Annotated in this window: 24 protein-coding genes and 1 tRNA gene; 6 read left to right on the top strand and 19 right to left on the bottom strand. The window is 34.1% G+C overall.

Annotation, left to right across the window (positions count from 1 at the left end):
* Positions 1–5: 5 nt before the first annotated feature.
* The 3 genes from B9O19_RS07420 to B9O19_RS07410 all read right to left on the bottom strand — a co-directional run bounded on the left by B9O19_RS07420 (position 6) and on the right by B9O19_RS07410 (position 4,528).
* On the bottom strand, positions 6–2,531 hold the full coding sequence (locus tag B9O19_RS07420) for a lectin like domain-containing protein (RefSeq protein WP_102365823.1): 2,526 nt from the start codon (positions 2,529–2,531) through the stop codon (positions 6–8).
* A 323-nt stretch (positions 2,532–2,854) separates the two neighbouring features.
* On the bottom strand, positions 2,855–3,739 hold the full coding sequence (locus B9O19_RS07415) for a DUF5131 family protein (RefSeq protein WP_102365822.1): 885 nt from the start codon (positions 3,737–3,739) through the stop codon (positions 2,855–2,857).
* A gap of 528 nt (positions 3,740–4,267) precedes the next feature.
* On the bottom strand, positions 4,268–4,528 hold the full coding sequence (locus tag B9O19_RS07410) for a helix-turn-helix domain-containing protein (protein WP_102365821.1): 261 nt from the start codon (positions 4,526–4,528) through the stop codon (positions 4,268–4,270).
* 205 nt (positions 4,529–4,733) lie between these two features.
* On the opposite strand from B9O19_RS07410, the gene B9O19_RS12290 reads away from it, so the two are divergent.
* Both B9O19_RS12290 and B9O19_RS11855 read left to right on the top strand, forming a co-directional pair.
* Positions 4,734–4,844: a MurT ligase domain-containing protein gene (locus B9O19_RS12290; RefSeq protein WP_154058683.1), complete on the top strand. Its 111-nt coding sequence runs from the start codon at positions 4,734–4,736 to the stop codon at positions 4,842–4,844.
* A 370-nt stretch (positions 4,845–5,214) separates the two neighbouring features.
* Entirely contained in the window at positions 5,215–5,361 is a 147-nt protein-coding gene (locus tag B9O19_RS11855) for a hypothetical protein (RefSeq protein ID WP_169925271.1), read from the top strand.
* A gap of 410 nt (positions 5,362–5,771) precedes the next feature.
* Here the strand turns inward: B9O19_RS11855 and B9O19_RS07405 are convergent, their stop codons facing one another.
* From B9O19_RS07405 to B9O19_RS07390, 4 genes are all read right to left on the bottom strand, one after another.
* Positions 5,772–7,091 (bottom strand): sensor histidine kinase, encoded by a 1,320-nt coding sequence (locus B9O19_RS07405; protein WP_102365820.1) that lies wholly within the window; start codon positions 7,089–7,091, stop codon positions 5,772–5,774.
* 11 nt (positions 7,092–7,102) lie between these two features.
* A complete protein-coding gene (locus B9O19_RS07400) occupies positions 7,103–7,807 on the bottom strand; it encodes a LytR/AlgR family response regulator transcription factor (RefSeq protein WP_158648945.1) in 705 nt (234 codons plus the stop codon).
* A gap of 65 nt (positions 7,808–7,872) precedes the next feature.
* Positions 7,873–10,068, bottom strand: a complete 2,196-nt coding sequence (locus B9O19_RS07395) for an InlB B-repeat-containing protein (RefSeq protein ID WP_102365818.1) — start codon at positions 10,066–10,068, stop codon at positions 7,873–7,875.
* A gap of 85 nt (positions 10,069–10,153) precedes the next feature.
* A complete protein-coding gene (locus B9O19_RS07390) occupies positions 10,154–10,459 on the bottom strand; it encodes a hypothetical protein (RefSeq protein ID WP_102365817.1) in 306 nt (101 codons plus the stop codon).
* 1,046 nt (positions 10,460–11,505) lie between these two features.
* Between B9O19_RS07390 and B9O19_RS07385 the strand changes: the two genes are divergently transcribed.
* Together B9O19_RS07385 and B9O19_RS07380 are read left to right on the top strand one after the other, a co-directional pair.
* Positions 11,506–12,540 (top strand): hypothetical protein, encoded by a 1,035-nt coding sequence (locus B9O19_RS07385; RefSeq protein WP_102365816.1) that lies wholly within the window; start codon positions 11,506–11,508, stop codon positions 12,538–12,540.
* Positions 12,541–12,864: 324 nt separating this feature from the next.
* A complete protein-coding gene (locus tag B9O19_RS07380) occupies positions 12,865–13,731 on the top strand; it encodes a hypothetical protein (protein ID WP_102365815.1) in 867 nt (288 codons plus the stop codon).
* 256 nt (positions 13,732–13,987) lie between these two features.
* On the opposite strand, the gene B9O19_RS11680 is transcribed toward B9O19_RS07380, so the two are convergent.
* The 4 genes from B9O19_RS11680 to B9O19_RS11675 form a co-directional block, all read right to left on the bottom strand.
* A complete protein-coding gene (locus tag B9O19_RS11680; protein ID WP_158648944.1) occupies positions 13,988–14,128 on the bottom strand; it encodes a hypothetical protein in 141 nt (46 codons plus the stop codon).
* A gap of 446 nt (positions 14,129–14,574) precedes the next feature.
* On the bottom strand, positions 14,575–14,859 hold the full coding sequence (locus B9O19_RS07375; protein WP_102365814.1) for a hypothetical protein: 285 nt from the start codon (positions 14,857–14,859) through the stop codon (positions 14,575–14,577).
* A 31-nt stretch (positions 14,860–14,890) separates the two neighbouring features.
* Positions 14,891–15,085, bottom strand: coding sequence for a hypothetical protein (locus B9O19_RS07370; RefSeq protein ID WP_102365813.1), 195 nt, complete (start codon positions 15,083–15,085; stop codon positions 14,891–14,893).
* A gap of 178 nt (positions 15,086–15,263) precedes the next feature.
* The gene (locus tag B9O19_RS11675) at positions 15,264–15,404 is read right to left on the bottom strand and encodes a hypothetical protein (RefSeq protein WP_158648943.1); all 141 of its coding nucleotides are present in this window, start codon (positions 15,402–15,404) and stop codon (positions 15,264–15,266) included.
* Positions 15,405–16,154: 750 nt separating this feature from the next.
* On the opposite strand from B9O19_RS11675, the gene B9O19_RS11850 reads away from it, so the two are divergent.
* Positions 16,155–16,319, top strand: coding sequence for a DUF6774 domain-containing protein (locus tag B9O19_RS11850; protein WP_169925270.1), 165 nt, complete (start codon positions 16,155–16,157; stop codon positions 16,317–16,319).
* 247 nt (positions 16,320–16,566) lie between these two features.
* Here the strand turns inward: B9O19_RS11850 and B9O19_RS07365 are convergent, their stop codons facing one another.
* Together B9O19_RS07365 and B9O19_RS11670 are read right to left on the bottom strand one after the other, a co-directional pair.
* Positions 16,567–16,851 (bottom strand): dATP/dGTP diphosphohydrolase domain-containing protein, encoded by a 285-nt coding sequence (locus B9O19_RS07365; RefSeq protein ID WP_102365812.1) that lies wholly within the window; start codon positions 16,849–16,851, stop codon positions 16,567–16,569.
* Between the two features lie 127 nt (positions 16,852–16,978).
* Complete coding sequence (locus B9O19_RS11670; protein WP_158648942.1) at positions 16,979–17,140, bottom strand: hypothetical protein; 162 nt, start codon at positions 17,138–17,140, stop codon at positions 16,979–16,981.
* 340 nt (positions 17,141–17,480) lie between these two features.
* Between B9O19_RS11670 and B9O19_RS11845 the strand changes: the two genes are divergently transcribed.
* Positions 17,481–17,627, top strand: a complete 147-nt coding sequence (locus B9O19_RS11845; protein ID WP_169925269.1) for a hypothetical protein — start codon at positions 17,481–17,483, stop codon at positions 17,625–17,627.
* A 30-nt stretch (positions 17,628–17,657) separates the two neighbouring features.
* Here the strand turns inward: B9O19_RS11845 and B9O19_RS07360 are convergent, their stop codons facing one another.
* From B9O19_RS07360 to B9O19_RS07340, 6 genes are all read right to left on the bottom strand, one after another.
* A complete protein-coding gene (locus tag B9O19_RS07360) occupies positions 17,658–18,026 on the bottom strand; it encodes a RusA family crossover junction endodeoxyribonuclease (protein ID WP_102365811.1) in 369 nt (122 codons plus the stop codon).
* Entirely contained in the window at positions 18,023–18,850 is an 828-nt protein-coding gene (locus B9O19_RS07355) for a DUF4373 domain-containing protein (RefSeq protein ID WP_158648941.1), read from the bottom strand. Before B9O19_RS07355 ends, B9O19_RS07360 begins: the two co-directional genes overlap by 4 nt.
* A 753-nt stretch (positions 18,851–19,603) precedes the next feature.
* Positions 19,604–19,765, bottom strand: coding sequence for a single-stranded DNA-binding protein (locus B9O19_RS11665; RefSeq protein ID WP_154058638.1), 162 nt, complete (start codon positions 19,763–19,765; stop codon positions 19,604–19,606).
* 781 nt (positions 19,766–20,546) lie between these two features.
* Positions 20,547–20,638, bottom strand: a tRNA-Ser gene (locus tag B9O19_RS07350).
* A gap of 108 nt (positions 20,639–20,746) precedes the next feature.
* Complete coding sequence (locus tag B9O19_RS07345) at positions 20,747–21,064, bottom strand: hypothetical protein (RefSeq protein WP_102365809.1); 318 nt, start codon at positions 21,062–21,064, stop codon at positions 20,747–20,749.
* Between the two features lie 46 nt (positions 21,065–21,110).
* Positions 21,111–21,587: a zinc ribbon domain-containing protein gene (locus B9O19_RS07340; protein ID WP_102365808.1), complete on the bottom strand. Its 477-nt coding sequence runs from the start codon at positions 21,585–21,587 to the stop codon at positions 21,111–21,113.
* Positions 21,588–21,614 lie beyond the last annotated feature (27 nt).

The following is a 21,614-nucleotide window of genomic DNA, read 5'->3' as shown; positions in this document are numbered from 1 at the left end:
AAAACCTAATATTTTGCCAAAGGCTCAAGCGTATTCATATCGAAGAAAAAGAATTCCCTTCTAACGCTTCCTTCAACAATTTCATATGGAAAATCCAGCTCATCACCATTTTTAAGTTCCAAAGTATACGGCTTAGAGTCAATCAATAAACCGCTGCCGTCATATTGACAAATAAACAGCGTACCCGAAACATCTCCATATCCGCGCACAGTTAACGTATGCGATTTTTCTACTGCCATGACAACTTTATATAACATCTGATTATCATATGCGAGACGTTTATATGTACCGTCATTTGACATAACTATAACATCACAGGTCACGAAATTATAGTTCTTAGACGACTCAACTTCAAGATCTCCATTAAAAAGAAATGTAAAATTGTCTTGTATAAATTTAGGAAGCAAAGCAACCAAATCCGCAGATAAGGCGCCGGGTTTTGCCTTTCTCAATTCGTTTATCAGTTCATCAGCAACATTTTCCACCGTTAAGGATTCAAACTTTATAACAAACTGATATTCTGTTAATTTATCATCATCAAACTTAATTTCTAATACCCAAGAACCGCCGTCAGGCATCATATAATTGCGTACTGCATTTAAATATTCAGGCGTCAAAACAATACTGTTCCCTGAGATATTATAGTCTGCGCCCAGTTCAAGGGGAATCCCCTCGTCACACGCAACAGCGTTTTCTGCGGCTAAAGTTCCTTTCCCCAAATCAAATCCTACTGAAAGGGACCCATCGCTGTTCAGTTCTTTTTCATACTCATAAGTTCTTTTAATTAATTCCGGAGAATAGTCTCCGGGCTCCATTTTTCCTTCGACTTTAACAGTTATACTTTCCTCCCCGCTAACGGAAAAAGTTCCGGTAACATCTTTACAATGATATGTACTCTGGACATAAGTATAATTACCGTTCGGCAAAGCAAAACTGCCGTCGGCTTTCTTGGCGGCTTTTCTGCCGTCTTTGTCATACACGCTCATAATTCCCTTTGGGTCCAAAGTCTCAAACGTTACTTCTGTCTTTGGCGTGATATCCTTTGTAAAAGCCTTTATCGAACAATTGGCATAATCATATTTCTCGTTGCTTATTTCTGTCCAGTCTTTACCCTCAGCGGATATATAGCTTGTTCCCGGCTCAGCAGCTAAATGATAGTATTCAGTATATACCTTAATTCTGGCTTCAACCGGCAGGCTGTATATATAACTCGGGCAGCTGTATTTTACTATCACTGCAAAACGTTCTCCGTCTAAAATCACAGGGTTTTGAAGTTCCGCAGTGATATATCCGGCATGATCGGTATTACCTGTGCAAACAGGAGTATCTTTTGATGTATCATAAGACGCCGGATCTATTTTGTCAGCGTCAGGAATCACATATATAGAATAATCCGTATCCCCTCTTACACCTATAGTCACTTCTGTTAAAGCCTCTTCTCCCGGAAGCTTCTCGAATATATTCATCCCATAAGAAATACCGTTGCTGTCAGGATATCCAAGTCCTCTTGTCCATCCTGCAGGGTCTAAATAGTATCTGTTATCGTATTCCAAATATGGAGTTGAATCCTGATAAAAAATTAATTCATCAAGCGTTTCGTCATAATACGACATATAAAAACATCCATCGTCTCCCCAATCCGAACCCCAGCTGTTTTGTATTATCCAAGCTCCGTCTGCAGGCGGTTTTGCTACAAAATTGTCAGCCGAAAAGTTATCATCCCAACCAATTATAGTAACCGCATGATTTTGATAGGTACCGCGCTGATTATTATAAAATGAGTTTTTGTCCATATTATATAACGGATCGTAACTATAATACGCACATCCAGCGGCTCCATATTTCATTATATTATATTTAGCTTCAGCAATAAATTCATCAGTGGTATCGGGTAGTAAAAAAGTTTCCTTATGCGGCATATATTCGGCTTCTTTTACCTGAGCGATGGGTTTTATTAAAAGGTCTGCCTTATTTTCTGCTTCAATATTATTCTGAAACGGCATTTCAGATTCATCAACGGGTCCTGCTCCTCTCATAAAATATCCAAGCGGAGACAAACCATACCCGCCGCCGTCCACATAACGGTTTAAAGAATCAGGGTCAGCTAAATCATTTGGGTTTATAGCTTCTGAATTCTCCATATGACGCACCGAAAAGTCAAAAATATTTCCCGGATACTGTTTCTGCATTGATGCAGCAAGCGCTGTTGTGGCTGAAAAAGCCCAACAAGTTCCGGTGCTCATTTGATTTTTTACCGGAGGCAAATACTCATAATCCCTGCCGTCATATCTTTCAGGTAAAACACTGCTGAGAACAGCGTCATTATTATGCTCTTGTTTGATTTCTGCCGGGAATGGAGCGACAATCCCGCTTCTCTCACTTTCATCCAAATTTATATAGTCTAAAAAATCCTGCGATAATTCCTCAAACTGAGGTTCTGAATTCTGAGGTTCCGAAAAAACCGAAACTGTACCAAAAACCATCACAGCGGATAATATCACAGCCAAAAACTTAAAATAATAATTTTTCATTTTTATACCTCATTTCTCTATATTTTTTTATATTTAATACCATATACAGCTATAAACTCAATAGCAATACCTTTCGCATACAAATGTTTAAAGATTTTCAGCTGATTTAATAACACACTTCTATCATCTCTCTAAAACACAAAAAACTTTAAATTAAGAAGATAATATTTAGTATGCTTAATTCTTACGACAGATATTTTCCGCCGGATGAACCATTTAAAGACGTCCTGCAGCATTACTATAATAAATATTGTCCAAACGTTTTACAAGTGCGTCTTAAACTTAACTATTTCTATAACATTCCTCCTTTTTAAGCGCTTGCACTACTTAGTTACCTGACTGCACCTGCCGCAGTTACCGCAGCCGTTGCAAATAGGTCTGCTGCCGCAGGTTCCGCACACTTCTCTGAAATATGGAACATACATTTCACTCTCCGGTATTTTGTAACCGTACCTACTCTTTAGATTAAACTTAATTTTCTTTCCGCTATAACTGATTCCCGATTTATACGCCATCTCGCTTTGTATTCTTTTATTGGGAATATTATATCTTTTACCGTCCTTTATAAAAACCGTCCCTGTCTCAATAAAACAAAACGTTACATCATATTTTTTACATTCGTTTTGTAGAGATTTGACCCAATCATAATCACACGGACGCGCTCCATTGTAATTCTCTCCTCCGCAGATAACCTGCTCAATTTGTCCGCCGTTTAAATACTTTTCAATGCTTAACGGACCAATAAACGGAGCGCACATAATTCCTTTATGCTTAAACGGCAGATCCATCAGGATAGGCAAACGTTCATCCGCCCTTTTTTGGTTTTCACAAGTTACATTAAAAAACACATTTTCCCAGCCGTCTCCCCAATCATTCGGCAAATGCTTAGCCACACGCTCCGGGCGTTTGGTAAGCAAATAAAAAATAACATCGCTTCTGCTTCTAATAATCTCCCACGCCTCGTCTCTCCACGGATCCGCTTCTTCTAAGAAAAAGTCTGACGTCATGCAAACCCGTATCATCTCGCCGCTTTTTATTTTATATCCGCCTCCTCTGCTCTTTTGAATGGGATATCGAAAGCCATTTTTAGTCTTATATATCTCAGAACCGTCATTTCCATGCGCCTTGTCCAAAAAATACATATAGCAGTTATCACAGCCCTCGCTGCATTTAACGCAGCCATGCCACGGATTCCATATATCATGCATATGTACCACCACATTATTTTATATTCTATATGTTATATTTTAACACTGACAAAATTTTTTGTAAAGCACTATTTCTTATATATTGACTTCAATGGAAGTCGTTTTTTGACAATTCATATATAATTATATACGAGTCTTAATTCAGTATATACTGACGTTTTCTTAACCTCAAATAAAATATTTTTATAATTACAGTCTATTATACGGCTTCAGATTTTTTCACGCAGCAGTAAAAAATGAAAAATTGCTGTAAAGTGAACAGAAATGTAAGATAAAGGATAAATTATAACATATGCCGGGCAGTTTTCGTGTTCAAACTACTGATATAATAAAACAGCCGACTGCATTACTGCAGTCGGCTGTTTCAAACTTATATTTACTTTTAAACACCATTTTAAAAATAATAAATTCGTTAGTTTCTTAATCAAAAATTTTATAGTTCAAATCAAATACAATAAAACCGGAAACTATTTATTTTAAATATGGGTTTATATCATATTTTTAATTCATTAAAACGATATAAACTTATCAATTATTTTTTACGTTTTTATAATCTTCCGGAGTATACCCCTCCTCTTGAATCTCCTTAATAAACTCATCCAAATCTATTCCGCTTTTAATTATGATATTAATTAAACTTTTGAATGACGGCAATCTCTTTCCATTTTCTATATCAACATACTGCCTTAATGATATGCAGCATTTTTCAGCCATTGCTTCTTGACTTATGCCAAAATAAAGTCTTTTATAGTATAAAGTTTTTCCAAAGTACAATTTTAAAATTTCCATTTCTCCACATCCTTTGACAAAATATAAAGATATTTTATCAATTTCTCGTACAAAAAGATATGTGACTTATCGCACATAAATTCTTTATCGCGGAGACTTTATGTTAAAATAATGAAACTTTTTACAAGCTATAATACTTTGTGTAATATAAATTCCGACTATGCGAGCCAATCAATTGTGCAGATGATTATAAAAAAATAATTTTATCTCTGCGATAAACGGCCTTGCAAATAATAGAAAGGATGTATCATGGCTTTGGCATGTTGACTTTGATAAATTGGGAGACGCAAATTTATGCAGTCTAATAACTGCGTGAATAATGCTTTGTGGTTTTTCCATAAAGTTTAAATACGCTGATATAAATGACGAACCTATGTCAAATTAATAAGCATAAAAGACTGATTAAATAATACATCTGAAAATTAGCTATTTAAATTTTAATATTTTATTTTAAAGCAAATTATACATATCATCAAAAATACAATCCGCCTGCAAAAATTTTTATTCTCCTCATTCAAAACGCCCTGAAACTAAAATTTATGCTAATTTATATTATATATTAACACGGGAATAAGTCTCTTTTGAATAACAAAGCAGCTTTTTCATTTTAATAAAGCATTGTTTGAACTTTATTTACTGTATGTTTATCTGACATTTGGATACTATATACTTCAGAGGTGATTTTTATGTCATATGTAGCTCCAAACTTACGCGATAAATTTGAAAGCTTACCAATCGCATTAAAGAATGCTATTCTTGAAAAAGACGTACAGCTGAATACTATGTCAGACCTTATCGCGGTATTGGAAAAAATTGTTGCAGAAGGCGAATAGCCTTCTGCTCTGTGACGCAATAAATTTAATTTATATGTACACTATTTTTCATTTTATATAATTCCATAATAAAACCATTACTTATATATATTTTGTAAAAATATTATTCAAACAGATGGTTTTATATTCTATAGAAAAACAATCGCAACCAATACAAATATATAGCGCAATTAATATAAAATATGCAAAAAAACAGAACTCTAGTATTCACTAAGGTTCTGTTAATTTTTATAAAACTAAATTCTTTGTTCTGATAATACACAGCAAATTAAAAATAAATTTACTAAATATATACCTCGCCTTTACATCAAGTTAAACTGCACTCTAATTATTTATAACATTTCAAATTTTAAAATCTCTAAAATAGCAACTACTTTTTAATATTAGCAGTTGTCTAATTAACATCTGTTCTATATAAAAGCTGATTCATTGTACCATGGCAAGCAGACTACACTACTAAACACTCCATTTTCGTAACTGAATTCGCTCATTCCTCCTAGACCGGCTGCAAGATCGCTTACAATCTTCAACCCCAATCCATGATTAACTCGATCCGCTTTAACTGATTCAAACCCTTTAGCCGGAGGCAATGACGTGTTTTCTACCGAAATAATATAGTTACCCGCCTTTATACCCGTCTTGAGATGAATATACTTCTCACCGTCAACCTTTGCGCAGGCTTCGAGTGCATTTGAAAGCAAGTTAAATAAAATTGAGCATAACTTTATGTCTGGAACCGTTAACTTTTCTATCTCAAAAACCTGAAATTCTGTTTTAATACCTGTCTGTATTGCAGTTTGGTCAATGTGATAAAGTACCGCGTCAACAGCCGGGCGCGTACAGAAAGTAGCTTTATCCAGCAGTGAAATTTCTTCTGACAGCGCATTTAAATATTGATCCAACTCGTCATAATTATGTTGCCGGCTAAGTCCGGAAAGAGTTTTTAAGTGATTATTAAAATCATGCTTCAGCCGTCTTACTGTCTCATACTGGCTGCGTATCTGCCCGGTGTATGTCTCCTGCATGTCAAGCTGTTTTCTGACAGTTTCAAGTTCGGTTTCACTCCTCAGCATCTGAATATTCCTATAAACCATCCAAATACCTAAACCGCCTGATATAACATTAATTAATATACACAATATCACAATACCAACTGAATAAAGCTTATACTGATATGTAACCGCCATGACAAACAAAGACAGTGTAATCTGACCTGTCAAAAATAATACAATACTGATAATCCCCCTCTGCGGCAGCACATCCTTAAAATTCCGCCTCCGGTATAGAAGTATGATAATAGCATAGACAGTCAGCTGAATACAGACATTGATAAAAATATAAAATAACCAATCTCCTACCGAAATAAATTCCCAAACATACGGTTTGCCTATCACTAGATTGCAGACAGTAGAACCGCCCATTTCTATAATTAAACCGCTGACAAGATAAATTGTCACGCACAGCGCCTTTTGCCAAAATTTATCCTTAAAACAGAATGCCACTGCGGCAACCGTAACCGCCAGCAAAACCGGAGACTTTACCAATATTATTTCACGCAAAGGCAGAAGAATCATTGTCGGTACAAAAAAAGACAAGAACAAAATCCCGGCAGTTTTCCACCATTTCCATCTCGGTTCCAACAACCATACAAAAAATAAAGCTGAATTAATTGTTCCAATAGCTGATGTAATGATAAAAAAGCAAAAATAAAGCGGCGTACCGTTTTCCATCTTAATCCCCCTTAGATTACATCTTTCCAGTAAGACATCAGCCTTTGCCGCACGTCCTTTTCATACTTTTTTCCTATTGAAATCATATGTTTATCATCTAACTGGAGCGACGACCTTTCGTACCGTGATACATGCTTCATATTAACAATAAAACTCCGGTGACATCGTAAAAATGTTGCTTGATTCAGCTTCCGCTCTATCTCTTTTAAAGAAATATAACACGTCTGTTCAGTTCCGTCATTCAGACATATAGTAGTATTGTGTCCTGAGACTTCAAAATAAAGAATAGATTCTGATAAAATCTTTTGTACTGTTCCCTGGATTTTTAAACAGACATATTCTTTTTCACACAGTGCGGCAGCTTTACCCAAAGCAAAATCTAATCTTTTGCGTTCAATAGGTTTAACTAAAAACTGCAGATGATCCACATAATAAACATCCTGAAAATACTCAGGGTTGATAGATACAAAGATAATTTTACAATCCGGCGCTATATATTTAAGCTGTTTAACAATATCAATACCACTTTGATTATCAAGCATGATATCCATAATCACAAGATGCACGTTCTGACTCTTCATAAACTGATATAAAACCAGTCCGCTTTGAAAGGAATGTAATTCAATCTTCTGCTTTCCGCAAAAATATTGCTCCACCATATTGCACAGGTTAGAACAATCCTGTTTATTATCATCACAAATCGCTATAGTAAACATACTCATTCCCCCAAAAATTGACCATAAAATTATTATATATTAATATCAATCTAATATCAAGCCTGTTATGGAATCACAACATCCTCAGTATCAGTTAATGGTATTTGACTTTGAGAGTCTTTCCAAACCATAACCTTAGCCGAATCGAATTCCTTGTCTGCATAGAAAATAACGTCTGTTTTATCATATTCCATTTGTTGTGTTTCAACAAGCAGACCGTCTTTATACAATGCCAGAATTATAATACAATTTTCATTTAAGTTAAATGCTTTTACATTAAAAATACCATCTTTTAAAGTTGTTTTTGTATAAGCGGAGCTATTGTTTGGGCTCCATACCGCATACATGTTTACAACTGCATTATTTTGAGACGTAAGGTTTTTAACAGACTGTTGATCAGTAAATTCAGGTATCTCTGCGTCTTTGTTTTTAGACCAGCCTTTAAATGAATATCCCTCTTTAGTAAAATTATTAATATTAAGAGATTTTGCAGTGTCAAATGTATGTGATGAATTTGCTGTTGTTCCTATTCCGCCGTTTGGATTATATACTACTGTATAAGTATTTGGAATCCACTGTGCATAAAGCGTTTGATTTGAAGTTATATTAACCTTGCTTTCACCTGTTATTTTTGTTGTACCGCTTGCAGATGTGTACCACCCTTTAAATGTGTAGCCGGTTCGTGTTGGGACAGGTAAATCACCGTAAGACGCATTATATGACACAGTTTTTTTATTTATAGAGCAAACTCCTCCATTTGAATTGAAACTCACAGTATAAGAGCTTGGCGTCCACTGTGCATAAAGCGTTTGATTTGAAGTTATATTAACCTTGTTTTCACCTGTTATTTTTGTTGTACCGCTTGCAGATGTGTACCACCCTTTAAATGTGTAGCCGGTTCGTGTCGGGACAGGTAAATCACCGTAAGTTGCAGTATATGTAACATTTTTGCTTGATGTTGAGCAACTGCCTCCATTAGAATTAAAACTTACTTTAAAAATTGGATTTTTGACTGTAAACTGAACAACATTGCTTCTAAGACAATCAAATGCATTAACAGCGTCTACATAAGCAACATAATTCCCGGCAGGCAAAACCTTTCCATATCCGGAATAGGTTCCCCATTCTGTATGATAAGAATCCCCTTCAATTTTAACCTTCCATATTTTCAAATCATATCTGTCTTTACCCGGAACATTATTCCAATTAAAAACCGTATTGGTAACAGCAGTTCCTGCAGAAACCGTTAAATTTGGAGAAGCAATAACACTGTCTGACGCTGTATAGACCGAAAAAATTTGTGCATTTGTGTTATTTCTTTCATGAATTTGTATAATATTATTATCCACAGTGCTACCGCCGCATAAATCTAAAACAAGGTTTTTTTCCGGATAATGCTTTGACTTTATAATATAACCTCCATTGTTTCCGTATGGATACAAGTACCACCGCTGATATGCGCCTCCCCAGTCAGTATTTCTAACAACTATTGGAGTTCCATCAGCAGTATCGCCATTGAATATTTCTAACACCTTTTGATCCACAGCTGATTTAATAACATAACTGCCATCCGATTGTCTAAAAAACTTCCAGGCCTGATTTGCCATTCCGTTAGCCTGATTCAATCTGACTAAACCGTCAGCCGGATTATATGTAATTGGTTTCCAGCAAGCAGTATTGATAATTGTCCCATAGACATTCGTACCAATATTTGCCGGAGTTTCATTTGTTTTAAAATGATATACATATGCTTTATATATACCGGTTCCGCAATTCGGACAAGTCTTGCTATAATAATATTTTTTACTTCCGTTATTCGCTTTATTATGTGCATAGACCTTTACATATCCATTTGCGTCCGCTCCATTACAAAGCACTGTGTGAACATACGGCCGCGCTGAACATTTCGCTCCGGGACAATAATAAAAAATAACATCTCCGGCAGCTAACTTCCCTGAATAGTTCGACGCTGTTATTGACTTATCTGAATTCAAGGTTAATTCATACTCGGTTCCAAGTCCGGAATTTATCAGCTGATTTCTTAAAGCGCTGCTGCTCCTGCTCCATGCACTGCAACCTCCCGCGCTTAAACAGTTGGAAACAAACTCGGCGCAAAGACCAACGTTATCATTCCAATGAGCCGCGGCGTAATTTAAAGCAGCAGAACTGTTATAAGACGCCGCAATAACGGAATCAGCGCTAAATAACAAAATACCTATAGATACTGACAAAGTTAATAACAAACCAATTATCTTTTTCATGCTTTAATCCCCCCATAGTATAATAAACATATTAACTGTTAAATAAGTCAATAAAATTAACAGTCATTCTTTTTACACAATATTTTTATTCATTCTGTTCTATATCTACAGGAACAGAAACCGGACGCATTGTTTGCAAACTATCCCAAATAAAAAGACGATATATCCTCTGTGTATCCGTAGAATCCAAATCAAAAACAACTGTTTGAGTTTCTCCGTCTTCAAAACTTTCAAGAGTTTTAATTTCATTACCAACCAGTATGTTGTGAGAATCATAAACTGCAAGCACAGCAAATGGAAGAACAACTTCGCCCCGCCTATTAATCTTACTGCTGTTTCCGTTAATATCGGTCACCCAGGCAGCTCTGTCTTCAAATATAAACTCAGACATAAAATAAACACAGTTATCAGAAATATTACTTTCGATTTTTTGATACCATCATCTCCCATTTTTCTTTGATGACAGTATATCAAAATGACTTAAGCATTTCAACAAAACAGCCTAGAAGGCGAAATATACACCGCAAACAAATTTCTCGTCATTAACTTTCACATAATCAACCATTTATAGTCGATTATATTTATATTTGTTGACAAAGGTTACAAACCGGAAGTATAATGAAGCTATGCAGTTAAGTTTTACCTATAGTTATTATTAAGACGGAAATATAGAATATGCTTCAATAATAACTTCTGCTGATAATGACGATATATACTATACACAACATACAGATAAAAAAGCAAATGCTAGTTTGACAGACTATTATTTATATGGACAAGATATACAAAATACGTATGTTTATATTGTTAGAGTGAGGAACATGCGTAAATGAGAAAACTTAAAGTTTTATTATTTTAGTCTCTATAGTTATTGTGATAGTTGTATTAAATTTTATATATAGATTTGTTATGTATAACTATACAAAATCGCATTTAAATATAAGAACAAAAATATCAAGTATTATTACAAAACCAATTTATAATCTGTTTTCGAACAATAATTCACCACAAAGAATTGCAGAATTTTAAAATATATCAGAAAAGTTAGCAAGTGATGTAAAAACATATGGATTTATATAATAATTTAGTATAAAAGTTAATTTGAAAAACTTATCTAAAAAAGGAAATAAATAAAATAAATTACGAAATTGCATCAAATAAAAATATAGATAAATTTATTATGGGATATAGAAATGAGCATGAAAATATTGTGCCTGTATTTATGTATCCTGATAAAGAGAATAGTTGTATTATAAACGTTTTGATTAAAAAATTTTGAAATATAAATGATGAAATATTAACTGAATTTATAAAATGAAAATGGTAATATTCTATTCAAATAATTTGCATAGAAAAATTAAAAAATTTATAATAGTTGAACCTGAATTAAACACTGTTTTATATAATTATGAAGATAATGATTGAAAGGGATAGAAAATGAAAAATAATATAAGTAAAATAATATTCTTTATTTTAATAACATGCGCGATATTTCAAAGTTTCTCAATAAATTCATATGCATTAGACAAAACAGAAATAAATACTGATGAACTAACAGAGCAATTAATATTGTATAAAAATTATGAGAATGATAGTTTTACAAGAGAAGACTGTATTGTTAACATAATGAAAATTATAGGTTTGACAGAAGATTTAATTGATATGGGAGGAATGTACTTAGGCAGACCATTTATTGACTATAATCCGAAAAATGATTTTTATAGTTATGACTATTTTTTATATTCGTGGTCCATTGGAATGGTTAAATTAGAACTGAAAAACAATGCTGGCTGGGAAGTAAGACCATATGATAAGGCTAAAATATGTGAAGTTTTAACTTGGTGCATCCGATGTTTAGAACCTTCCGGAGAAGAATGTATTAAAGAACTCGGAGATTATATTTTTACAGATGAAGAAATATATAAAAAAGCATTAAAATATAAATTAATTGATGAAACTGGAACTCAATTTGACATGTTAAATATGCCTATAAATGTAGCAGCATATAAAAAAATAATTTCAAATTTATTAAAATGCCAAATTAATTTACATTATGCAGATAATAAATTGTTTCCTGAAAAGGCAGGATGTGATTTAAAATATGATGGAAAAACTTATGGAGAATATATAATATTAAAGAGAGAGGGTTTTGAGGCTAGAAAAAGATATCTGTATTTAAATATAAACGGACATTTATATGATAATTCTATATATCCATACTTGTTTGAAAACGATAGAATATTAGTTAATTATCTTGGAATAAAAAATAGTTTATATGATAATTTAAGCAAAGAGAAATTTAATAAAATAATTGAAGAAAATTCAATAGAAAGATATGAAAGAAAATTTAATAATAATATTGATGATACATATGTGTCAATAAGAGAATTCTGCGCAGCCATAGGATATAAAGTAGATTATGAGGAAAACAGCAATACTTTAATTTTAACAAATTTACAAGATGAGGTTTAAAAGGACAAGCATACGCATAAAAAACTGAAACGGAATAAAAAACACCGTAAAGTTTTTAAATATATAAAATTAATTAACTGTTTAAAATAAAAATCCATCAAATACTTCCTTTTTAAATGGTTAATAAATACATATGGCTCCATTTTAGTTTTTTATGCATAAGTCATATATTGGAAACAATTATGGTGCATGAATACAGTATTTGCCTTATACGATCTCATGAGAATTAAACGAGGAAAGTTTAGGCAGTATGCCAAGAGTAACATTACTAAATAAACACTTTATCTAGTATGACATTATTTTAAGATAAAAGGAGCTAAAAAAATGAAACAAATAGTTTATGTATTGATAATAGTAATATTAACAAATGTATTTGTTTTTGCAGAAGATACGCATGTCTCAGAGTTAAGTTCAGAGGAGCAGTTCAAACTAGGCAATGAGTTAACAGCAATAGAAAATCTTGAAAGTTTGGATATAGTTAGAAATGCTGAATCACGTTGGAATCAAACTTCTTTAATTACTCGCCGAGATGCATTAAAAATATCATATGTTTTTAATACATATGATAGAGACTTTATTGGAATAACTAGCGGTTATACAGCAGAGCAAATAAAAGATGAACTTGAAAAAGAGGCGTGGTTATATGGAATGAATAGTTATTATGGAAATTATAGGACTGCACGAAAATTTGAATTTTCTGATATAGAACCATTGTCATATGACTATAAATTAGCCGCAAGTTTATTTTATTATAATTTAATAACAGGACAAGAACAAGACGGGAAATTATATGCAAACTTTGACAATAATATGACATATAATGAAGCATTTGTAACAGTATGCAGAATGTTATCAACATCCAGCGGTTCACGATTTTACGCAGATTTATATATAGCAAAGTATTATTATGAAAATAATCAGGAAGTATGTAACCCATACTATCAGTTTTGCATAGATACTGGAATGATAAATTGTAAAAACGCATTAAGCGAATACGAAATGAATATATATCCGGAACAATTAGAAGAAAATATAACAGCATATGAATATTTATATCTTGTAAATCAAGCATTGTATATACATACGAGACAGGTGGGTGATTATGCGCAGCTTTATAATTATAGAAGAATTAATACGCGTATAAAATTAGAAGAAGATTATTTAACAAAACAACATGATATAATGGATTAAAATTAATTTAATTACTATATAAATTCGGAAGGAAATCAAATATTAAAATAAGTATTTTACTGTCAGCTGTAATGGACTAAGGATTACAAAGAGTATAACTAAAATTGTTTTGGAGGGCGTATAATTTACGCCCTCCAAGAAACCATTAGTTTGACAAGTGTACGCATAAAAAATTGACATAGTTCCGTTTCAGTTTTTTATGTATACAGAGAAAACCGACATATTTCGATAATATCAACTACAAACGGAAGCCGTACTAAAAAGTTATCCATATGACGCATTCGGAAACCATATGGGTAAAACTGAAAATGACAATAATCCATTTAGATATAACGGCGAATACACCATCCATATACGCCTGACCGCTTTTATCAAGCCCTGCATTAGCAGATTCCAAAACCTGAATCTCAGATTTTTCTAAGTCATAAACTGCCTATAGCTGATTTCTGACCGTTTTGCCCTTTAATATTTTCGGTCAGCTGTTTAGTATTTTGCTTATACGCTTTTTCCGTTTCAGCCAATATACTTTGCTTTTGCTTTAGACTTTAGGCCGGCTTTGCGACTATCTTATCATATCCGCCCATTTGCCGGGTCTGCTCTGCGATGATTTTCACGCCTTTTTGTGACATTGCATTCATACCGGATAATTCTGGCCGCACCTAAGATATAGTAGAACTTAATGACGACGCGTCACCCGCAAATCTTACAGTTAATTCCCCTAACTTCCGCTCATATAATCCCGCCTTCTTTTCGTAACAAAAAAGCACCCCTAATGTGCCGCCTCCCAAAAGTTAGACTAAAAATCTAACGAAAAGGAGGTCGGTTCATTCGCAAAGATGCTAATTAAATATTATTTATAACCTTATTTACAATCTCAAAAACTTGCTGTATATTACTATCGGAACATCTAATAGGGCACAGCTCATAATCTACGTCATAATATAAAAATATTTCACCGCTATTATATTCGGCAGATACTATATCTTCAGACGGTCCCATAATTTCTCGTTTAATTATGATATCATTATTCAATTTAAATTCTTCCACAATAGCCTCAAAAATTGCTCTCTCTGACTTCAATTCAAAATTTTCTATTAGTATTGTATTATCTCTAATAAATGCTTTCATCTATACCACCTAATTATATTTTCTAAAAATATTAACTTATAATATCAGGAGTAGGACAAACCTGTTTCTTGCATTTTAAACAGACCGCATAATCTTTTGCTGTAAAATGTTCTTCAGTTTGGGTTGGTTTTATTTCTTTATTGGCAATCATTTGAAGTTCAATACAATATGCTACATCAATATTCTCTTTTAACATCGGACATTTAACAAGTTCTGTTCCAGCCATTTATAAGCCACCTCCAATAATTTCAATGTATCTGATTTATAATCATGCTTGTTATAAACAGTACAAACCAAACCATCTGATATTCTTACACCTATTTTCACTTCAATTGAATTATAATTATTTTGTGTATTAGGTTTGGAATATTTCTTCATCATTATAACTGAATTTTCTTTATAACTTAAAATTGAATCTTTACTAATTTCATGTTCAATAATTCTGTTTTCTGCTTGAACTCGCCAGCAGTTATTTCAATATCTTCTGCCGGATATGCTTTTCTCTTATTTTTAATACCTGCTTTTTCAAGCTCTCTGTATATCATTACATATTCAATCGGTCTCCCATTAATATTACGCTCGTAATATTTTAAATCGTCCGATTGATCGGTATAATTATACTTTATATTTGGGAACTCGTCAAACGTTTTAGGTACATTCTCCTTACCCCAAACCTCGGTATACCTCGCATATTGTTTCTTGCAGCTGCTTTGGTTCTATACATTACAACGTGTTTTGTCAAATATTTCTTTTTGTTTGTCTGTCAGATTTTCTATCCATTCATAATATGTCATATTTAATAACCAGGCTATTGTTTAGTCTATCGCTTCAATTTGCCCCGATATTTCAGTTAAAAGTAAAACATTACGCATAATTGAACCGCTTGTCCTATTTACTCGGAACATACTATCGGCAGGCAGAGCGCTGCCATATAAAGACTCGCCGTTTTTTATGTCTTAAATCCTTATACCGTTTAACTAAGTAAATGTTGTCTGCATACATAAATTATGTTCAAGTTTATATAGATTTTTTGGGCTGATAACGTCTAGGCAATCTGCTCATTTATTAAAACTTATAATTACTTTTAGTTTCAGAGCTCATTTTTCTGCTGGACCGCATCAAAATAATCGTTTATTTTTTGTTATTACCTTTTCGGTTTTTCTCTCAAGTTTAGGCCGCATATATTTGACAACGTCTGTCATAAGTTTTGCAGCACCCAGTCAAATAAAATTATCATATTCACAAGTAAAATAGAATTACATAATATACAATATAAACCTTAGGAGGATTTTTGTATGGACCCCATTGCTATTACTGCTGTGGTAACCGCGATTGCAGCAAGCATTTCACAATCAGCAGAGCCTGAAGAACTGCCGCTGCTGGCCGCAATATTTACACAGCTCGGCGACACATTGGCAACAATAACAGTGCAAAAAGATTTTTTAGAAAATAAAAAATGATATACTACATAATACTTGAATTTAATCTTTATAAAATACGAACCCTTTATAATTATCATCTTTACAACTACCACACAGATATAAAATCGGATGTGCGTTTAAATGTAACAACCTAGTATTGTAAATCTTCCACATATGAGTTTTTTATAATTACTCATATTGTGTACGTCTTTGGTTATATCCAAATATTCGCAATTATTACAAATAATAACATATCTATTTCTCATAAATTCCCTTTTTGATATCTTCAGCTATCATTGCTGCTTCTATCTTCCAATTTATATAAAAACGCAGTATTGCAAACCAAATGCCACAAGTGCGGCAGCCCGCTTTCTTCATCTACGCCCAAAGGGTCTTTTATGTATACAACAAAGCGCCCGGAAGCCGTGTCCATATGCCTTTGCGGCTCAACATCTTTCCAGCTGTCACTATCTCCATACTTTTTTATTCTACACTCTCTTATCCTGGCTACCGCAGTAATTATTTTTGCCGGGCACAATGTAGGTTTTGGTTTTCCGTTATCAGATTTCACCTTTTCCCTCCAACATTATCAACAGCGACTAATTTCGATTTTCACTCTAGTATATTGTTTTTGTCTTATTATTTTTATAGGTGAACTTTTCCATAAGCACAATATTCTCAATACTATTGGCAGACCATTAAGGTATAGAAACCGTACAGTCGCCGCAGGCTCTAACTCTGCTGTTGCCGTATAACACTCCCATACAAAATCTAAAGTAATAATTCTCTTTGTCTACAAAAAAATTTGATTTCCTGATATATATGTGCTCTCCAACCCAAATCTTAATCGCTTTAATCACACACGTTTTTTCATAATTTTCTACAATCTAATGCGGAATAATATCCTGGTCATCATAAAAACTTCAGTCATCAATCGGACTAAAGACGTCTCCGTTAGGTGTTATAAGCTCCGCGCGAACGTATAATTTATTAGCATTTTCAATGTATCGGATATTTTTAATTCTTCTAACATTTTTGTATGTCTATCATAGTACGGCACAAACACCTTATCTTTTAAAATAATCCCACTCTTTAACTTACACATTTTTGTTTCTTCCTTTTATATATTATATTTTAGTTCCGCATAAATCCCGTAATAATTCAGCAAATATTGGCAATACTATATTTGAGGTGATAAAAATGAATAAGAGAAAACCCGACCCCACACATCAGTCTGAAAACGGAGAAAAGACCGCCACCGATAACCAGTGGGTTAGCACTAACATGGACCATTACCCTGATAACAGAGAACGCCGAGACGGTCCCGGCGGCGAAGACGCAGATTAAATATCTGCGTTTTTTATTCTCTAAATACAGTTAAACATCCACACTGCAAATCGTAACCTCCACCCTGGGGTTTGCTTTGTCAAAAGCAATCATATCCACCAAACCCATAACGTACTTCTGACTGTCGTTTGGTATAACTCCGGCGGTCTGCAGCGCGTCTAATATATACTTTTTACCCGAGTATATATTGTCAAGGTCTCTCCTTCTGTCTTTCTCAACCCATAAAAATTCTATGTATGCCGGCGTTTTCGCTTTGCCTATCCGCTGTTTCCGTATCTCAGAAATTATCTGAGTATCAATCCGCTTCTTAAATGCCGCCGCCTTATATTTGTTATGTCTGCATACGTTGATATAATCATTAAGGCTCGGCAGCCTTCCGCTTATCGTGAATTTTATCATCGCTGTTCCCCTAACATGTTATCAAGTAATTTCTTTTCTAAACCTTCATAATCAGTTTTGTTAGTGTCAATATAATTATTAAACTTGCTTTTTCTGATTCCGGTTTCTTTCCGCCTGTTCCTCTCCTCCCACTGGAGTATGGCTAGATAATGATTATTATACTTATATCCCTTAAGCTCCAGGCCTTCCGAAAATGTCTCTATCCACTTCTCCCAGTCATTAGGAAGTTTTTCTCTCAGCTGTTTAATCTCTTCGTCTGTTAATAACACATTCTTATATTTTCCATACTTGTGTTTTTGTTTTTTGCTCTCTTCAGGCACGGCCGGTATTTTATTTACTTTACTTTCCTTTACTTTTCTTTCCTTTACTTTACTTTGTGTAAAAATGTATACATTTTCTTCAGAAATGTCAACATTTTCGCCCTTTATGTATACATTTTCAAGGCTAATGGGTACACTAATTAAAAGGTATTTTTTCTCGACTTCAAAACGCTTCCTTCTTGAGCACATTTTCATACATCTTTCCTGTATCCCTTTTGATGTTAGAATTTTGTACTTCTCATACAGCGTCCTGTCAAAAATACCTCTTTTAAATGCTGCGTTCAATATTTCAGAAACGGCATTGACACCAACCCCTGTTTTGTGGGAAAACATCAATGCAACCTCTTCATCAAATTCACAGTAATAACCTCTGCTGCCGTATATTCTCATCCACAGCTTAACGATTACCGCAAACCCTATTAACCCGAATTCTGCTTCTATAAGCTCCATCTTATCACTAAGATGCACGTCTAAAGGAAAGAAATCAAATGCTTCTTTTCCCATAAGAATTCTCCTTTGGAACAACGCTGCAACCCGATTTATACGAACGGCAGCGCCACCCCTGTTACGGAACAACATTACAACCTGCCTTTTCAGCAAACGATAATGCCACCCCTATTTTCAAAACAATACTAATTACTGAAACTTAATACAGACTATTAATAAACTTTACCACGGCTGCGCGCCTTACGCGGCAGATTTCATCTGCATTGAGTATTCATAATAATGACATTGTAGATTATGGCAAAATAAAATCATATGTATAACACACACTTTTTAAGAAAAGTATGGTCACACCTACCGATGCTTGCTAAACAACATTTTTTATTATTTTTTAAATATTTACCCAAAACACAGTGTTTTTTGTGAACTACGGTAGGTGTGACCCCGTCTGTAGGGCGGGTGTGATACAAAACAACTTGTTTTGTTATAGATTGCAATGTCAATTGCGGCTACACTTTTATTTAAAAGTGTATGTTATATAAACTATATTGTGTTATACAAACTATAAATGCCAATAATTAACTTAGTTGTCATATAATAAATTTACTTAGTTGTGATATATTGCGCACTTGTGCGCCTCGTTAGGTGAGCTGTCATATCACGCGCAGCGTGAACATACTTAAAACAATTTATCAATAATCAGACTTAGTTGTGATACTATGAATATGTTAATTATACTTTAATGTAAATGACAGTGCGTGCCATAAATTAACTGCTTAACTAACTTTTTGCTTTATATAACAGCCGGCAAAATTAAAACGGCATATCATCCGGCACATCATTATCGCCCTGACCCATTTTTTTGCTCTCTCCAAAACTTATCTCGCTTACTGTTACATCAGTGGAATAATTTTTCTTCCCACTCTCAGATTCCCACATATGAGTAGAAATTCTCCCGGCCGCTATAATCATCATACCCTCAAACGGCGTCCCTGCGTATATATCAGATACTTCTCCGGTATCCGGGTCAAACTTGATTATCTAATTACCCAGTTGACATAGAAACTTTAAAAATACTATAGAAACAAAGAAATGGATTTTTACATATATGAAGAATTAAACTATACGCCAAATCTGCGCTTAAACACGCCGAAACTTGTCCGGATTTAAATGGCTGGGATTATTATGTATCCTTCCGCATTTTACACCGTACTGAGAAAGGACAAAATACACGTTTTGAAATTGATTGATATTGATAGAAAATATCTGAACGTAACGCTCAGAATATCACAAAAAATTAAGGGGCTAAGCCAAAGAAGCATCGCTTATGAATATAGGCTTAATACGCGCACTGCATCTCCAAATATTATTAATTAAAATTTCAGATGAACATAAAAAACGCCGGTATAAGCACAAAGCCTTTAACGACGATTTCAGAATTTGAGGAAACACATGTCCGCTCAAAGATTCTAGATTAGTAAAAATTAACGAACAGTTTGCCTAATCATCAAGACTGAAAACCATAAGCATACACGATTTTAGTCATAGCCACGCCTCGCTGATAGCAAACTAAGGCATAAATATACATGGGATTGCCCGACGCTTACGTTATACAGACGTCAATACGACAGGGAATACATATCCCCATATATCCCCCCAAAAAATAAGAGCAAGCGGTAAATATTTTGAATAAAATTGTGTAAAAAATCATTTAAGGCAAAACAAAACCGCCGTTTTGCGGCGGTTTTGGCTTATTTGGAGGAGAGGAAGGGATTTGAACCCTCGGTACGCTATAAACGTACACAGCATTTCCAATGCTGCGCCTTAAGCCAGCTCGACCACCTCTCCGAATTTAGCCGCTGTCATTTTCAGCACCGCATTAGATTTTAACATATTCTAAACAAAATTGCAAGTCCTATTTTAAAAAATTTGAATATTCTTAATTGAACTTTTATCTTATTTCTTTTTGGTATACTCACGTCTGATTCCGCTGTCATTAATCAGTATCAAAGTATCGCCATTTATCTCATAATCATATGATAGAACATGACCCATAAAACCCATGTCTAATATTCTCAAATGATTATCTATTGTTTCATATTTGCCTGTTTCATGTTTTGACGACATAGTGCCGTCATCATAAAATTCCATTTCATAACCGCTGCCATTTGGCTCCCATATACCAACTATAGAATTATTTCCGCAAGAAATAAGAATACACATTACAAGCATTGCCGATAAAACCGCACATACTTTTGTATCTATAAACTCCAACGTCACAATTTAAATAGATTAATTGTTACTTTTCTCAAAACTTAATTTATATATTATATGGCACCGAATCAAAGAACATCTGTAAATCCCTTTGAACAGACGCATCGTTAAACAACGCCATAAATACCGCATAAAAAATACAAAATATAACTATTGTAACCAGCAAATTGAAAGCTATCATAATAATAGAAGCAATAGCCCAGTTCTTTGACGTTTCATCAAACTTATCACCGCATGCCCATACAATTATCATTATAAAATAAACCAAACCGCCAACAATAGGTATCCATGGCAGAAACATACGTCCTACCCATCTTAGTACCGATACGGGCTGACCTATTGGTTCACTGTAAAGCGGCGTCATTCCTCTCGGAGGCTGGTTTGGTCTCATATTATATCCCGGCTGACGCAAAGGCGGCTGTTCCGCCGTCAAATCAGCATTTGGCCTGCGCACGCCTGCGCCGCACCTCGGACACGCAACAGAGTTTGGCTCTATCTCCGCGCCGCAATTAAAACATCTCATTACTCCCTCTTCCCCTTTCAAATTATA

Source organism: Monoglobus pectinilyticus, from assembly GCF_002874775.1.
Taxonomy (GTDB): Bacteria; Bacillota; Clostridia; order Monoglobales; family Monoglobaceae; genus Monoglobus; species Monoglobus pectinilyticus.
This window is presented reverse-complemented; position numbering and strand designations above follow the sequence as displayed.

Excerpts from the sequence above, each read along its gene's own strand:
- B9O19_RS07410 (WP_102365821.1), bottom strand. The coding sequence starts at position 4,528 with ATGGAAATTTTAAAATTGTACTTTGGAAAAACTTTATACTATAAAAGA.
- B9O19_RS11665 (WP_154058638.1), bottom strand. The coding sequence starts at position 19,765 with ATGATGATTATAGCGGCCGGGAGAATTTCTACTCATATGTGGGAATCT.
- B9O19_RS07375 (WP_102365814.1), bottom strand. The coding sequence starts at position 14,859 with ATGAAAGCATTTATTAGAGATAATACAATACTAATAGAAAATTTTGAA.
- B9O19_RS07390 (WP_102365817.1), bottom strand. The coding sequence starts at position 10,459 with ATGTCTGAGTTTATATTTGAAGACAGAGCTGCCTGGGTGACCGATATT.
- B9O19_RS07420 (WP_102365823.1), bottom strand. The coding sequence starts at position 2,531 with ATGAAAAATTATTATTTTAAGTTTTTGGCTGTGATATTATCCGCTGTG.
- B9O19_RS07415 (WP_102365822.1), bottom strand. The coding sequence starts at position 3,739 with ATGCATGATATATGGAATCCGTGGCATGGCTGCGTTAAATGCAGCGAG.
- B9O19_RS07380 (WP_102365815.1), top strand. The coding sequence starts at position 12,865 with ATGAAACAAATAGTTTATGTATTGATAATAGTAATATTAACAAATGTA.
- B9O19_RS07405 (WP_102365820.1), bottom strand. The coding sequence starts at position 7,091 with ATGGAAAACGGTACGCCGCTTTATTTTTGCTTTTTTATCATTACATCA.
- B9O19_RS07395 (WP_102365818.1), bottom strand. The coding sequence starts at position 10,068 with ATGAAAAAGATAATTGGTTTGTTATTAACTTTGTCAGTATCTATAGGT.
- B9O19_RS07370 (WP_102365813.1), bottom strand. The coding sequence starts at position 15,085 with ATGGCTGGAACAGAACTTGTTAAATGTCCGATGTTAAAAGAGAATATT.
- B9O19_RS07385 (WP_102365816.1), top strand. The coding sequence starts at position 11,506 with ATGAAAAATAATATAAGTAAAATAATATTCTTTATTTTAATAACATGC.
- B9O19_RS07340 (WP_102365808.1), bottom strand. The coding sequence starts at position 21,587 with ATGAGATGTTTTAATTGCGGCGCGGAGATAGAGCCAAACTCTGTTGCG.
- B9O19_RS07355 (WP_158648941.1), bottom strand. The coding sequence starts at position 18,850 with ATGGGAAAAGAAGCATTTGATTTCTTTCCTTTAGACGTGCATCTTAGT.
- B9O19_RS11675 (WP_158648943.1), bottom strand. The coding sequence starts at position 15,404 with ATGATATACAGAGAGCTTGAAAAAGCAGGTATTAAAAATAAGAGAAAA.
- B9O19_RS11855 (WP_169925271.1), top strand. The coding sequence starts at position 5,215 with ATGTCATATGTAGCTCCAAACTTACGCGATAAATTTGAAAGCTTACCA.
- B9O19_RS07360 (WP_102365811.1), bottom strand. The coding sequence starts at position 18,026 with ATGATAAAATTCACGATAAGCGGAAGGCTGCCGAGCCTTAATGATTAT.
- B9O19_RS11850 (WP_169925270.1), top strand. The coding sequence starts at position 16,155 with ATGGACCCCATTGCTATTACTGCTGTGGTAACCGCGATTGCAGCAAGC.
- B9O19_RS11845 (WP_169925269.1), top strand. The coding sequence starts at position 17,481 with ATGAATAAGAGAAAACCCGACCCCACACATCAGTCTGAAAACGGAGAA.
- B9O19_RS07400 (WP_158648945.1), bottom strand. The coding sequence starts at position 7,807 with ATGTTTACTATAGCGATTTGTGATGATAATAAACAGGATTGTTCTAAC.